Below are 14,737 nucleotides of genomic sequence, written 5' to 3'. Positions count from 1 at the left end.
GGGATGTCCCTTTCAGACGCGGGTCCAGCGCTGGTTGGTTCCTCCGGTGCAGGTCCAGATGCGGGCCTTGGTGCCGTTGACGGTGCCGTTGACGTCCAGGCACTTGTTCGCGCCGACGGCGGTGATCGTGCCGTCGGTGTTGAGGCGCCACTTCTGGTTGTTCTGGCCGTTGCAGTCCCAGATGATCACCGCGGTGCCGTCCGCGGTCCCGGCCCCGTTCACGTCGAGGCATTTGCCGCCGTAGACCCGCAGCTCACCGGCGCTGGTGGCGGTCCACTGCTGGTTGGGCTGGCCGTTGCAGTCCCAGAGCTGCGCCAGGGCGCCGTTGGCCTGGGAGGCGCCGTTGACGTCCAGGCACCGGTTCGACCCCACGCCCTTGAACGCGCTCGTGCTCCCCGAGGGCGGGGTGCCGGTGTCGAGGGTGAAGGCGTCCACGTCGAACAGGTAGCCCTGTCCGGTCGGGCCGCGGAAGACCAGATACAACGTCGTCGTGCCGGCCGGCGCGCCGCTGAGGTTCGCCGAGACGTCGGTGAAGGTGTCCCATCCGCCGGTGCTCGCCACGTTCACCGTTCCCAGCAGCGTGCCGGTCGCCGAGCCCGCCCGCACCTCGATCCTGCCGCCCGCGCCGGCCGACGACACCCGGGCGGTGATCCGGGTCGCGCTGCCCAGGCTGTACGGCTGGAAGGAGATCCAGTCGCCGTCGTCGGTGAAGCCGACCGTCTTGCCGCCTTCCGCGGTGGCGTGGTCGGCCGTCTGGACGCCCTGCTGGGCGCCGAAGTGCTCCGCCTGCCGGTGCCGCGGCTGGAGCGTACGGGCGCTGGTGGAGGTCAGACCGCCCTGGTCGGTGTAGGAGGCCTCGAAGACGCCGTAGATGTTGGCCGCGGCGTCGTGCTCGCCGTCGACCGGCACCGCGATGGAGCCCGAGCAGCCGGTCGTGGAGGTGATCTGGTGGCGGTGGCTGTCATGGCCGAGGAAGTAGGCGACGGTGACGCCGCCGCAGTCGATCGTGCCGTCCTCCGGGTCGCTGACGGTGACCTGGAAGGGCACGGTGTCCCCGAAGGAGAACGGCTGCCCGTGGGCGGGGGTGGTGAGGCTGATCGTCGGCGCGGTGTTGCCGACGGTCACGGTCACGCTCGCCGTGCCGGTGAGACCCTGCGGATCCCGGACCGTGAGCGTCACCGTGTAGGCGCCGTTCGTGGTGTAGGTCTTGCCCGGGTTCGCCGCCGTGGAGGTGGTGCCGTCGCCGAAGTTCCACGAGTAGGTCAGCGCGCCGCCCTCCGGATCCGAGCTGCCCGCCGAGGAGAAGTTCACCGCGAGCGGAGCCGGTCCCGACGTCCTGTCGGCGGACGCCCTGGCGATCGGGTTGCGGTTGGCGCCGCCGATGTACTCGATGCGATACAGCGCCTGGTTGTTGTTCCCGGTGCCGTAGTCGAGGACGTAGAGGGCTCCGTCAGGACCGAAGGCCATGTCCATCACCTGCGTCCCTGTCCAGGGGAACGCCGAGATCTCGCCGTACGCGCCGTCCTGCTTCACCTCGATCGCCTTGATCCAGCGCCGGCCGTATTCACCGGCGAAGTACCGTCCGTCGAGCGCCTGGGGGAACTTGACGGCCGAGTTCAGGCCGGGATCGTAACGGTAGACCGGGCCGCCCATCGGCGACTCCGATCCGGAGCCGAACTCCGGCGGGCTTCCGGCGTCCCCCGCGTACCGGATCCACGCCGGCTTGGCCGGAGGCAGCGTGGCCAGGCCGGTGTTGCGGAAGGAGTTGTTGGCCGGGCCGCCCGCGCAGTCGTACTTCGGACCGGTGCTGTTGGTGGCGAAGTTCCATTCGTTGTAGGTCTCGCTCGTGGTGTTCGTGCCCGTGCAGTACGGCCAGCCGTAGTTGCCCGGACCGGTGATGCGGTCGAACTCCACCTGCCCGCTCGGGCCGCGGTTGGAGGAGGTCACGCCCGCGTCCGGCCCGTAGTCGCCGAGGTAGACGATGCCGGTCGCCTTGTCCACGCTCATCCGGAACGGGTTACGGAAGCCCATCGCGTAGATCTCCGGCCGGGTCCTCGCCGTGCCCGGCGGGAACAGGTTGCCGGCGGGGATCGTGTAGGTGCCGTCGGGCTGCGGTTTGATGCGCAGGAGCTTGCCACGCAGGTCGTTGGTGTTGGCGGAGGAGCGCTGGGCGTCGTACTGCGGGTTGCGGTTGGTCCGCTCGTCCAGCGGGGAGTAGCCGCTCGACTCGAACGGGTTGGTGTCGTCGCCGGTGGTCAGATACAGGTTGCCGGCGGCGTCGAAGTCGATGTCCCCGCCCACGTGACAGCACTGTCCGCGGTCGTTCTGGACCCGGAGGACCACCTTCTCGCTGGCCATGTCGAGGGTGTCGTCCGCCTTGAGGGTGAACCGGGACAGGTACAGCTCGCCCTTCCACTGGTCGAACTGGGCCTGCGTGCCGGTGCTCGGCGCGTCGCCGTTCGGGGTGCTCAGCCTCGGGGAGTAGTAGATCCACAGGTGCCGGTTCGACGCGAAGCCGGGGTCGACCGCCACTCCCTGCAGGCCCTCCTCGTCGTGGGTGTAGACGTTGAGCCTGCCGGCCACCTTCGTGGCGCCGGTGGCGTCGGTGACACGCAGCGTGCCGTCGCGCGCCGTGTGCACCACCGACCGGTTCGGCATCACGGCCAGCGACATCGCCTCACCCAGCTCGGCGCCACCTGACGCGAGGGACACCTGCTGGTAGTCGGACGGCGGGATGTCGAGGGCGTTCGCCGGGGAGGCGTCGAGCGCGAGCGCTCCTGAAGTGACGAGTGCCATCGTGGTCAGCAAGGTGAGCCACGGACGTCGGGACATGGGTGTTCCCTCCTGCGACAGGAAGACCAGTCAGGGCAAGGCGCCCGGGATTCCGCCTCGGGCCGCGGTGGAGACGGGGCCCGTCAGGCGCGGGTCCACTTCTGGTTGGCGCCGCCGTGGCAGGTCCAGATCTGCGTCCTGGTGCCGTTGGCGGTGCCGGCGCCGCTGACGTCCAGGCACTTGTTCGCGCCGACCGCGGTGATGCTGCCGTCGGCGTTGAGCCGCCACTTCTGGTTGTTCTGGCCGTTGCAGTCCCAGATGATCACCGCGCTGCCGTCGGCCGTCGCGGCCCCGTTCACGTCCAGGCACTTGCCGCCGTACACCCGCAACTCACCGGCACTGGTGACGGTCCACTGCTGGTTCGCCTGGCCGTTGCAGTCCCAGATCAGCACCTGCGCGCCGTTCGCCTGGGAAGCGCCGTTGACGTCCAGGCACCGGTTCGACCCGACTCCCCTGAACGCGCCCGTGTCCCCCGAGGGCTGCCCACCGGGCCCGGCGGACGCGATCACGGCCTGGGCGCCGGCCGGCCAGGCGCCGTTGGCCACCGTGACGTTGGTGTTCACCACGTTGCCGCGGTCGCCGTTGGTGACGTTGGTGCTGCCGTTGGTCGACCAGTTGCCGGTGACGGTGAAGTCGCCCATGTTCTCGCCGTACCAGTAGTTGGCGGTGGCCCAGGTGCCGGTGTTCGCCAGCACGTTGTTCCTGACGGTGTAGTACCGCGAGCCCTCGTCGAAGTAGATGCCGAACCAGCCGTTGGTGCGCAGGCAGTGGTTGTCGCTGATCACCGCGCCCGGGTTCCACGACAGCGTGTAGATGCAGCCGCCGTCGGTCATCTGCTGCATGACGTCGTGCACGTAGTTGCCGACGAGCCGGTTGCCGGAGGCGGTGGTGGGCGTGGTGTAGCGCGGCTGGAAGTCGTACAGGCCGCGGTCGGCGTAGTGGGTGCTGCCGCCCGGCTCGTTGGCGCCCCAGCCGTACCCGATCGACATGCCGGTGTACGGCATGTTGTAGACCTCGTTGTGGGACACGTCGGTGCCGGTGACGTAGGTGGACAGGACCGAGACGACGCCCCGGTGGTCCAGGCCGAGGTCGTGGATGCGGTTGTGGCTGACGGTGATGTCCCGGTTGACCATCCGCTGGTCACTCGGGTGGTGGGCGTCCGCGCGCACGCCGCCGACCACGATGCCGCCGGCCGAGCTGCGGGCGATCTCCGACCGGGTGACCGTGATGCCGGCGGCGCCCAGGCCGACGCCGCTGGCGTGCGCGTTGGCGTCGTTGCCGATGCCGATGGCCGTCTGTCCCAGGTTGACGAAGCGCGAGTCGGTGAAGGTGACGGTGTTCGCCGCGGAGACCTGCACGGCGGCCGGCATCTGGTACCAGTTCGGCCGGGTCGCCTCGAACTGCCGGCAGCCCTGGTGGCAGGAGGTGAAGGCGGGCCAGCTCCAGTTGCCCGCTATGTAGGCGCCGGTCTGCTGGTCCGCGTAGCCCTGGTTGACGCCGGGGCCGAGCCAGCTCGTGCCGGTGAAGGTGATCCCGCTGAAGGTGATGTGGTGCGCGGGCGCGTCGTAGGTTCCCCCCACGTGCACCAGCGACTGGAGCACCGGCAGTTCCACGCTGACCTGGCTCATGTTCTGCCCGGGGAGCGGGATGTAGGACAGGGCGCCGGTCGCGGGGGCGAGGTACCACTCCCCCGGCGAGTCGAGGAACTCGTAGGCGTTGGTCAGGTGGAGCGGCCCCGCCCGGTGCGGACTGGTGAAGGTGTCGTACCCGAAGTTGTTGTTGTTCCAGGCGGGCTGCCGCATCGTGATGAGGTTTCCGCTGATGCTCTGCACCGGCGCGTACCGGTCGGTGAAGGAGCCGACGCTCTCCATCTCCACCCGGCCCTGGTCGGCGAGGTTGTTCAGGTAGCTCAGCGCGCTGCTGGTGAACCTCATCCCGGTGCTGCTCGCGGTGAAGTCGGACCGGTTGACGGCGGTGCGCGCCCGGGTGGCGAGCGCGCCGTCGACGTACAACTGCCGGGTGTCGATCCCGGCCCCGACGTTGGCGCGCCAGATGTTCCTCGCCGAGTCGGCCAGGGTCCATCCGGTGACCGCCCTGGCTCCGCTGATGACCGGGACGGCCCCCGCCGCGGCCTGCCATCTGACGACGTAGCCGTTGTCGCCGGAGTCGGCGGCGGTCAGGCGGAGCGGCGAGGACAGCCGATACACCCCGCCGGCCAGCTCCACCACGATGTCACCGGACATCCCGGCGTTCAGCGAACGTACCGCCGTCTGCGCCGCGGCCAGCGAGCACGGCTGGCTGGAGGTGCAGCCGGTGCCGGTGCCGGCGGGTGACGCGTACAGGGTCGTGGTGGCCGCGCGGGCCGGGGTGGCGGGGGCGACGAGGGCGAACGCCGCGGCCAGCACGGCGGTGACGACGCCGATCAGGACCGGTCTGAGCATCGTGACGGGTGGCGGTAAGTGCACAGTCGTTCCTTCGGGGGGTAGGCGTTTGGCCAGGTCACGCCCTGTTCGTCAGGCAGGTGACGCCGTTGCGGGGCCGAGCGGGCGTGGACCGCCGGTCTCGCTCCTAATTACCTTTGGAGTAGGGATACCCGTCAACCCCTTAAGCCTTCTTATTTCCCGATATGCGCACTGAGAGTGCGTCCATGGGGCGCCGCTCTACGCTTTCACCAGTGGTAACACCGGTGACCATGCTTGTCTGCGCCCGTGACTCTCGGATGAACCGTTCATATGTGTCGTACTTATTGGGCGGCGCCGGAGGCGTGGAGGGTCGGCTCTTCCGTCATACTCTTCAGGGAACGCCGAGGAGGAAGCACGGTGACTGAGGCCCCGCGCGAGAGCGGATACCGGCCGGGCTACGAGGTAGCCGCCGAGCAGGTGCTCGAACTGATCGTCAGGCTCGGCCTGCGTCCGGGTGACCGCATGCCGACCGAGAACGAGCTGGCCCGGCAACTGGGCACCAGCCGCACCGTGGTGCGCGAGGCGGTGAAGATCCTCTCCGCGCTCGGCCGCGTACGCGCCCAGAAGGGCCGCGGCCTGTACGTGGCCGACGACGAGGGGATGTTCGGCACCGGGCGCTGGGGGGCCTTCTTCCTCCCGACCGACCTCGACCACGTCTACATGCTGTTCGAGTTCCGCCGGACGCAGGAGATGGAGACCAGCCGGCTGGCCGCCCGGCGCGCCACCCCCGCCGAGCTGAGGGCCATCGAAGAAGCGGCCGGACTGTGCCGCCGCGGCTACGAGACCGGACGCGAGGAGCTGTTCAACGAGGGCGACGACGCCTTCCACACCGCTGTCGCCACCGCCTCGCACAACATGTTCCTCCAGGTCGGCGTGCGGGAGGCCCGCAGGCTGCAGGCGCAGTCGAGCCTCATCGGCCTGCGCGGCTCGGTGGGCGGGCACGCCGCCAAGGCCGTGGAGGAGCACGACGCCATCTACCAGGCCATCCGCGCCGGCGACCCCGAGGCGGCCGCCCAGTCCGCGGCCCTGCACATCGACAACACGCTCGACGACTACCGCAAGGAGATCCAGCAGCGTCTCTTCTCGTCCCCCTGATCCGGGCGGGCGCCCGGCTCCGGCTCATCCCGGAGACCGCGTCGCGGGTGAGCGGTCGTCGACCGCCAGCAGCCGCCGCCCGGCGTGCTCCGGCCGGATGTGGGGGCCCTCGGCCGCCCTGGTGTCCGGACGGCGGGCGAACGCGTTGATCGCCTGCTCATCGACCGTGATGCCCAGACCCGGCGAGTCGCCGAGGACGAACGCGCCGTCCTCGACGTACAGGTCGAGCGACAGCCCGAACGGCGGGTGCAGATCCTGCAGCTCGCTGGCCAGATGGTTCGGCACCGACGTCGCGGCGTGCAGCAGCGCGACGGGCGTGGCGCCGATCGGGCTGACCGGCAGGTCGTGGGCGTGCGCCAGCGCGGACACCCGGAGAAAGTGGGACACCCCCCAGACGACGGCCGTCTGGACGATGTCCACGGCGCCCGCGGCCAGCAGCGGGCGGAACTGCTCAAGGCCGGTGAGGTTCTCCCCCGTGGCGACGGAGGCGCGGATCCCGCGGCCGACCGCGGCCAGGCCGTCGGCGTCCCACCGCCGCACCGGCTCCTCGATCCACGTGAGATCCAGCGTGCGTTCGAGCTCGCAGACGTGCCGGACCGCCTGCTTGCGGTTCCAGGCCTCGTTCACGTCGAGCATCAGGCCCGGCCGCGCTCCGCGCCCCGCCTCGGTCAGGACCTCCCGTACCAGCGTGAGGCGGTGCCGGTCGCGTTCGATGTCGAGGCCGCCCTTGATCTTGGCCGCGCGCAGACCGTGCCCTGCGTAGACCTGGTAGACGGAGACGAGTTCGTCGTCGGACAGGCCGATGTCGAGGCCGGAGGCGTAGGCGGGCACCCCCCGGTCGCGCCCGCCGAGCAGGCGCCAGAGCGGCTCACCGGCCGCCCGCGCCTTGATGTCCCACAGGGCGGTGTCGAGTGCGCCGATCGTGCCGAACACGGCCCCGGCGTGGCCCGCCTTGAAGGTCCGCCGCAGCATGCGATCGTAGAGCGCCGTCACGCCGCGCGGATCCTCACCCTCGATCGCGGCGAAGACCGTGTCGATCTCCACATGCGGCCCGAGGCCGACGCCGGTGATCCCCTCGTCGGTGTCCACCATGACGAGCGGCACCGGGACGACTCCGTCGGCGAAGACACCGTTGACGTCACCGACGGGACGACCCCATTCCTGGACCGTCGTCATGGTGCGATAGCCAGTGATCCGCATGTCAGCCTTTCGTGGAGCCGGCGGTGATCCCGTCGGTGATCTGGCGCTGGAGGAACAGGTAGATCATCAGCACGGGCACCGCGGCGATCAGGACACCCGAGGCGAAGACGGGGATGTCGCCGGAATACTGCCCGCGCAGGGCGTTGACCCCGATCATGAGGGTGCGGTTCTCCGGCGACGGCATCATGAGCAGGGCGATGAGCACGTCGTTCCAGCAGAACAGGGCGTCGAGAATGCCGACCGACAGCAGCGCCGGAGCGCCCAGCGGGAGCATGATCCGAAGGTACACGCCGTACACCGTGTTGCCGTCGATCCTGGCCGCGTCGACGATCTCCGCCGGAATGGTCCTGTAGTGACTCGTCATCAGGAAGACGGTGAACGGGAGGAACTGGGCGACGTAGGCCAGGATCAGCCCCGGATAGGTGTCGATGAGCCCGCTGTCGGCCATGACCCTGGTGAGCGGGACCATGATCACCTGGAACGGGACGAACAGTCCCGCGAGACAACCCAGGAAGATCATCGAGGAACCGCGGAACCGGAGCCGAGCCAGCGCGAAGCCCGCCATCGACCCCAACAGCAGCAGCAGGGCCACGGCGCACGCCACGACGATGAACGAGTTGACGAAGTACCCCGCCATTCCGGCGCCGGCCCACGCCTCGGTGAGGTTGTCCCACCGCGGGGAACCCGCTGGGGAGAACCGGTCGAGGATGTATTCCCTGCGGGTCTTCATCGCGACGTTGGCGGTGAACACGAGAGGATAGATCGTCGCCAGCGCGAGAGCGGCCATCGGAACGGCGGCCACCCACCTGGCCGGACGCGTCCTGGGCATCAGTCCTGCCTCCCGGCGCGACGGAGCAGGGTGATCTGCAGGAGCCCCACCACGAGCATGACGACGAAGAGAACCGTCGAGGCGGCCGAGGCGAGCGCCGGCCGGTTCATCTGTCCCTGCTGGTGCCAGATGTAATACTCCGGCAGGTAGGTGGACCCCTCCGGGCCCCCGCTGGTCATGACGAAGAGCAGGCCGAACATGGACGTCAGCATTCCGATCATCGTCGTCACGAAGACGAACTGAATGGTGCGGGTCAGGCTCGGGATGATCACGTGCCAGATGGTCCGCCGGAGTGACGCGCCGTCCACGCGGGCGGCGTCCAGCAGCGAGGCGTCCAGGGTGCTGAATCCCGCGAGGAACACCACCAGGGCCATCCCGAACGTCGCCCAGATGTGCACGCCGACCACCGTGAACATGGCGATGCCCGGATCGCCCAGCCAGTCGACGGGGCCGGCGCCGATCGCCGCGAGGGCGGAGTTCAACGGGCCCTCGTACCCGAGCATCAGGTTGAAGATCGCACCGACGATCACCGGTGAGAGCACGGCCGGGAAGAAGTAGACGCTGCGGTAGACCCGGTGGCCCGGCACCCGCAGATAGATGAAGGTCGCGAGCAGACCCGGAATCGCCACCGCCAGGGGAAGCAGCAGCACCAGCAGCCCGACGTTGCGCAGCGAGAGGTGGAACAGCGGGTCGCCGGCCAGCTCCAGGTAGTTGCCCGCCCCGACGAAGGTTCCGTTGTACTCGCCATCGCCCGTGAAGGAGAAGTTGACCCCCAGGGCCAGCGGCCACAGCCGCAGCGCCACGATGATCAGTACGGCCGGGGCCACCAGGACGTAGGGCGCGAGGCGCTCGGCGCGCACCGTGCCGGCTGCCGTACGGGCTCGTCGCTTCACGGCCGCTCCACCGGCCGGCCGGGCCGGCGGCGACGGGCCTCCGATCGGCACGCGGTCAGCCCGTCCGGTCGGAGGCGGCCAGCTGCTCCACCGCCTCGTCCACGGTGGCCGACCCGCTCAGGAGCTGCTGGGACAGCCGTCCCATCAGGTCCAGGGTCTTGGACGACAGCGCCACGTGCAGGGCGGGCCTGCCGGTCCTGATCTCAGAGACGATCGCGGTGGCGGCCGGGCCGGCCCGCGAGACGTCGATCGTGGTGTCGGACGTGATCGCGCCGGCCTCGGCGTAGAACGCCGTCAAGGCGTCGGTCGAGGTCAGGGCTCGCACCAGATCGGCGGCCAGTGCGGGGTCCTTCGTCCCCTTCGCGACCGCGTAGCCGATGCCGCCGTCATACGGAAGGCTCGGGGTGGCTCCGTCGGTGACGACCGGAGCCCGCATGACGCCGATCTTCTCGGGCGGCAGGAACTCTCCGAAGTCCTTCCAGTGCCCGATATCCGACATCAGCCCGATGATGTGAGCGGCCTTTCCGGTCTCGAAGACTGTGAAGATGTCGGTGAACATCGCGGTGGAGTTGGCGCCGCGGTTGTTCAGCCCCTTGTCGCCGGCGTCCTTCCACAGCTCGAAGATCCGCCGTACGTGGGGAGAGGTCCAGTCGCGCTTTCCGGCGATCCAGTCGTCGTACTCCCGGGGCGTGAGGATCCCGGATCCGAGGCCCGACAGGAAGAACTGGATGCCGAAGCCTTCCTTGTTCCCGAGCGCGAAGCAGGCGGCCCCGGTCGTCTTCTTGATGGCGGCGCAGCCGCTGACGAACTCGTTCCAGGTCTTGGGCGGGTCAGCCGGGTCGAGGCCGGCCGCTTCGTAGAGCGTCTTGTTGTAGTAGATCGGGTGCCCCTGCAGGGTCACCGGTGCGGCGTAGACCTTGCCGTCCTCGCTGAACGCTTCCCAGCCCGCCAGCCGGCTCCTGTCCTCGGCCACGTACCGGTCCAGCGGAAGGAGCGTGCCGGCCCGGTCACGGATCTGCCCACCCCCGTTGAAGAGCATGACGTCGGGCGCCTTGTTCGACTGGCTCGCCGTGCCGAGCAGGGTGTAGTACTGGTCGTACGGCTGGGCGACGAACTCGACGGCGACCCCCGGATGCCGCTTGGCGAAGTCCGCCTTCGCCTTCTCGACGTAGGCCGCGGCGGCCGGTTCACCGGACTTCCAGTCCCAGACCACGAGCTTCCGCTGCGAGTCCCCGGACGGGGTGCCCGTCCGGGTCGCGCTTCCACAGCCGGCCACGGCCAGTGCCGCGACCATCAGGGCCGACCATAACGCTCGGTGCTTCATCGCTGCCCGCTTTCCGGGAGCGGCCGCCGGATCAGGCCGTCTGCGGTCAAACGTAATTCGTATGACGTCTCACGGCAAGGGATCGTGCGTATACTGACCGCGGTGACGCTGTCACCTGCCAGGCCACCGGAGGCGACATGACGGCATCGCGGGAAACGGCCGGCAGTGACCCGGCGCCACCGGCCTGGGTACGCCGCCCGGCGAGTCTCGCCAGAGCGGTTACCGCCGAGCTGGTGGAGCGCATCGTGCGCGGTGTGCACCCGCCGGGGACACCGTTGCCCCCCGAGCCCGCGCTGTGCGAGACCTTCTCCGTGAGCCGCACCGTCGTGCGGGAGGCGGTGAAGATCCTGCAGGAGAAAGGGCTGGTGCAGGTCCGCCAGGGCTCCGGCACCATGGTCACTCCCCCGGCGACCTGGGACATGCTCGACGATCTCGTCCTCACCGCGACCATCGCCGAGGACGAGAGCCTGGCGATCCTCGACGACCTCGTCGTCACCCGGCGCGTGCTGGAGTCCGACATGGCCAACGTCGCCGCCCGCCTGGCCGGGCCGGACACCGTAGATCAGCTACGAGCGCTGGTGGATCACATGGACGAGCTCGTGGACGACCCGGTCACGTACGCCGAAAGCGACCGCGCCTTCCACGACATCATCATGCGGGCCTCGGGCAACCGCATCGCTCGTGGCGTCGTACGGTCACTCGAAGGCCAGGTCGTCAACACCGCCCGCTACCTGGGCAGGACCGAGCGGGCCCTGTGCGTGGCGTCGAACCTCGGCCACCGCCGCATCTACGAACGCATCGCCGCGCACGATCCCGAAGGCGCCGCCGAGGCGATGTTCCGCCACATCACCGACGCCTGGATCGTCCGCCGCAGCGGGACGGCCGATCCCGTACGGCTGCAGCGCTAGCACGGACACCCCGCTCGGGCACCCGGACGATCTGAAAGTTTCATCGCGGCAGATCAGCGGTGGCCGCGGCAGCTTGTCCTGGTCAGGCGGAGGAGCGGCGGGATCTCCCCGGGCGAGGGTTCTCGACGTCGGGCGGGCCGGGCCTTGACAGGTCTTGTCACGGTCATATTTGCTCCGCTGCACCATCGCCATCAGCCGCCCGAAAGAAAGGAGAACCGATTCCAGCGCTATTGCGTTAGCGCTAACACATTAAATTCTCGACTACTTCCCATTCACGTGTGGCACCACCACAACGGCAAAGGAAATCGCGTGATGTCGAGGCTCAGGCTCCTCCTCACCGCCATCGCGTCGGCGGCACTGCTCGTCGTTCCGACCACGGGGCAGACGGCGCTGGGCGACAGCGCGACCCCGTCGCGCGCGCAACAGAGCGCCCTCGCGCCCACCGCGGGATGCGGCAAGACCCCGACCCTCAGAAGCGGCGCCCAATCGATTACCACGAACGGCAGAAATCGAAGCTTCGTCCTGAGAATTCCAGACGGCTACAACAACACCACCCCCTACCGGTTGATTTTCGGATTCCACTGGAACGGCGGCACCGCCAACGACGTCGACTCGGGCGGAACCAGTGGTTATCCGTGGTCCTATTACGGGCTCAGGGCGCTGTCGAACGGCACCGCGATCTTCGTCGCGCCTCAGGGACTCAACAACGGCTGGGCCAACTCGGGCGGTGAGGACGTCACCTTCGTCGACGACATGATCCGGAGGATCGAGGCGGACCTCTGCGTGGACACCGCACAGCGCTTCGCCCTGGGCTTCAGCTACGGCGGCGGCATGAGCTACGCGCTCGCGTGCGCCCGGGCGACGGTCTTCCGCGCGGTGGCGGTCTACGCCGGCGCGCAGCTCAGCGGCTGCAGCGGCGGCACGGAGCCCGTCGCGTACATCGGGCTGCACGGCCTCAGGGATTCGGTGCTCAACATCTCCGCGGGCCGGTCGCTACGTGACAGGTTCGTCAGGAACAACGGCTGCACACCCCAGAACCCGCAGGAGCCCGCGCAGGGCAGCCTGACGCACATCGTCACCTACTACTCGGGATGCCGGACCGGGTATCCGGTGGCATGGGCGGCGTTCGACGCGGGCCACACCCCCGGTCCCGTGGACGGGAGGCCTGGCGACTTCGAACCCGGCGAGAACTCCTGGACCAGGCCCGTGGTCTGGAACTTCTTCACGCAACTGGGAGGCGGCGACCCGAATCCGCCCGACACGAGCGCGCTGCGGGGTGTCGGGTCGAACCGCTGCCTGGACGTCAACGGCGCTTCCCAGGCGAACGGCGCGCAGGTGCTGATCTGGGACTGCAACGGCCAGCCCAACCAGCAGTGGACCGTCACCAGCGCCGGCGAGTTGCGGGTGTACGGCGGCAAGTGCCTGGACGTGAACGGGGCCGCGACGGCCGACGGCACCGCGGTGATCATCTGGGACTGCAACGGCCAGAACAACCAGAAGTGGCGCCTCAACACCGACGGCAGCATCACCGCGGTCGGCGCGAACAAGTGCCTGGACGTCAGCGGCGCCGGCACCGCCAACGGCACCAGGACGCAGATCTGGACCTGCCACGGCGGCACCAACCAGAAGTGGACCCGCGCCTGACGGTCCGCGAAGGCGCCACCGCCGGGGCGAGCCACCGCCCCCCGCTCACCTCCACCGACCGCATCATCGACGCCCGCACCCACCACATCTCCGCCGGCGGGTACGTCCTGCCGAGCTCTACCTGGGCCACACCCAGGAGCGTGTCGGCTCCTGGGTGTGGCCCAGGAGCCGACACCTTCGTCCCGCTCCTGTTCGGCAAGTCCGGGCGAGTGGAGGCTGCGTTCCGGACGGTGCCCTGCCTAGTTCAGGACGCATGGGCCGGAGCCGGCGCAGGGTCCGGTGTCGGCTGTGATCCGCACCATGTCCTGCTCACCAGGTGACCGGGAGTTCGTGAACGCCGTAGACGACGGCGTCGCTCTTGAACGGCAGGTGCTCGGCCGGTGTGGCGAGCCGCAGGGTGGGGACGCGGCGGAACAGCGTGTCGAAGACGATCTGCAGTTCCATCCGGGCCAGGTTCTGGCCGAGGCACTGGTGCGGGCCGAAGCCGAAGGCGAGGTGGTGGCGGGCCCCGCGTTCGACGTCCAGTTCGGCCGGGTCCTTGAACGCCGCCGGGTCCCAGTTGGCCGACAGGGCCGAGACGATGACGCCCTCGCCGGCCTTGATACGCGCCCCGCCGATCTCCACGTCTTCGATGGCCACCCGGGAGGTGACTCCGTCGGCGATGGTGAAGTAGCGCAGCAGTTCCTCCACGGCCATGGGTGTCTTGTCCGGATTAGCGGTGATCAGGGCGAGTTGCTGCGGGTGGGTGAGCAGTGCGACCACGCCGAGCGAGATCATGTTCGCTGTGGTCTCGTGTCCGGCGGTCAGCAGCAGGAAGGCCAGGCTCACCAGGCCCGCGTGATCGAGGGCACCTTGCCGGCGTTGCCGGGCGATCTGCCGGCTGAACAGGTCGTCGCCGGGTTCGGACTCCTTGCGGGTGACCAGGTCGTCGATGTAGGCGCGCAGTTCGGCGAAGGCTCGCTGCCGGTCCTCCAGGGAGGTCCGGCTCACCATCATGGTGGTGCGGCTTTGGAAGAAGTCGTGGTCGCTGTAGGGGACGCCGAGCAGTTCGCAGATCACCAGGGAGGGCACCGGCAGGGACAGCGCCTGGACCAGGTCGACCGGCTGCTGGTCGGTGGCGAGCAGGTCGTCGATGAAGCGGTCGACGATGTCCTGGATCCGTGGGCGCAGCGCGGCCAGCCGCCTGACGGTGAATTCGCCGATCACCGGGCGGCGGGCCGCGGCGTGTTCCGCGCCGTCCATGCCGAGCATCAACGGCGGCTGGCTGCGGAGCTGCCGCAAGGTCGCCGCATCGAGGGTGAAGAGCGGGAAGCCGTCCTTGCGCTTGTCGCAGGAGAAGCGGGGGTCGGCGAGGACGGCACGGCCTTCCTCGTGCCCGGACACCCACCACGCCTCGCCGCCGCTGGTCAGGCGGACCCTGCTGATCGGTGCCCGCTCGCGCAGCCGTTCGTAGGCGGCGGGCGGGGCGAAGGGGCAGCCACGCTCGACAGGCACTTCCAGGTCGGCGCGTTCGCCGGCGACGCTGTTCGTCATGAAGAACCTCCTGGTAA

General features: G+C 69.3%; 10 protein-coding genes. 3 read left to right on the top strand and 7 right to left on the bottom strand.

Annotated elements, in window-relative coordinates:
* Positions 1–12: 12 nt before the first annotated feature.
* A complete protein-coding gene (locus ACZ6YG_RS11005) occupies positions 13–2,832 on the bottom strand; it encodes a carbohydrate-binding protein (protein ID WP_466017858.1) in 2,820 nt (939 codons plus the stop codon).
* Positions 2,833–2,915: 83 nt separating this feature from the next.
* Positions 2,916–5,297 carry an RICIN domain-containing protein gene (locus ACZ6YG_RS11000; protein WP_466017857.1) on the bottom strand — a complete coding sequence of 794 codons (2,382 nt, stop codon included), beginning with the start codon at positions 5,295–5,297 and terminating at the stop codon, positions 2,916–2,918.
* A 354-nt stretch (positions 5,298–5,651) separates the two neighbouring features.
* Here ACZ6YG_RS11000 and ACZ6YG_RS10995 point away from each other — a divergent pair, with 354 nt between their 5' ends.
* Positions 5,652–6,389 (top strand): FadR/GntR family transcriptional regulator, encoded by a 738-nt coding sequence (locus ACZ6YG_RS10995; protein ID WP_466017856.1) that lies wholly within the window; start codon positions 5,652–5,654, stop codon positions 6,387–6,389.
* A gap of 24 nt (positions 6,390–6,413) precedes the next feature.
* Here the strand turns inward: ACZ6YG_RS10995 and ACZ6YG_RS10990 are convergent, their stop codons facing one another.
* Genes ACZ6YG_RS10990 through ACZ6YG_RS10975 form a run of 4 tightly spaced genes read right to left on the bottom strand, consistent with a single transcriptional unit; the run spans position 6,414 to position 10,605 of the window.
* A complete protein-coding gene (locus ACZ6YG_RS10990) occupies positions 6,414–7,565 on the bottom strand; it encodes a mandelate racemase/muconate lactonizing enzyme family protein (RefSeq protein ID WP_466017855.1) in 1,152 nt (383 codons plus the stop codon).
* A gap of 25 nt (positions 7,566–7,590) precedes the next feature.
* The gene (locus ACZ6YG_RS10985) at positions 7,591–8,418 is read right to left on the bottom strand and encodes a carbohydrate ABC transporter permease (protein ID WP_466017854.1); all 828 of its coding nucleotides are present in this window, start codon (positions 8,416–8,418) and stop codon (positions 7,591–7,593) included.
* Positions 8,418–9,311 (bottom strand): carbohydrate ABC transporter permease, encoded by an 894-nt coding sequence (locus ACZ6YG_RS10980; protein WP_466017853.1) that lies wholly within the window; start codon positions 9,309–9,311, stop codon positions 8,418–8,420. Before ACZ6YG_RS10980 ends, ACZ6YG_RS10985 begins: the two co-directional genes overlap by 1 nt.
* Positions 9,312–9,366: 55 nt before the next feature.
* Entirely contained in the window at positions 9,367–10,605 is a 1,239-nt protein-coding gene (locus ACZ6YG_RS10975) for an ABC transporter substrate-binding protein (protein WP_466017852.1), read from the bottom strand.
* Positions 10,606–10,772: 167 nt separating this feature from the next.
* Between ACZ6YG_RS10975 and ACZ6YG_RS10970 the strand changes: the two genes are divergently transcribed.
* Positions 10,773–11,543, top strand: coding sequence for a FadR/GntR family transcriptional regulator (locus ACZ6YG_RS10970; protein WP_466017851.1), 771 nt, complete (start codon positions 10,773–10,775; stop codon positions 11,541–11,543).
* Between the two features lie 312 nt (positions 11,544–11,855).
* Positions 11,856–13,187 carry a lectin gene (locus tag ACZ6YG_RS10965; protein ID WP_466017850.1) on the top strand — a complete coding sequence of 444 codons (1,332 nt, stop codon included), beginning with the start codon at positions 11,856–11,858 and terminating at the stop codon, positions 13,185–13,187.
* Between the two features lie 309 nt (positions 13,188–13,496).
* Here the strand turns inward: ACZ6YG_RS10965 and ACZ6YG_RS10960 are convergent, their stop codons facing one another.
* Positions 13,497–14,720, bottom strand: coding sequence for a cytochrome P450 (locus ACZ6YG_RS10960; protein ID WP_397196967.1), 1,224 nt, complete (start codon positions 14,718–14,720; stop codon positions 13,497–13,499).
* Between the last annotated feature and the right edge of the window lie 17 nt (positions 14,721–14,737).

The organism is Nonomuraea sp. NPDC054003, from assembly GCF_055585125.1.
The sequence above is the reverse complement of the archived record's forward strand: the minus strand, read 5'-3'. Positions and strand labels throughout refer to the sequence as shown.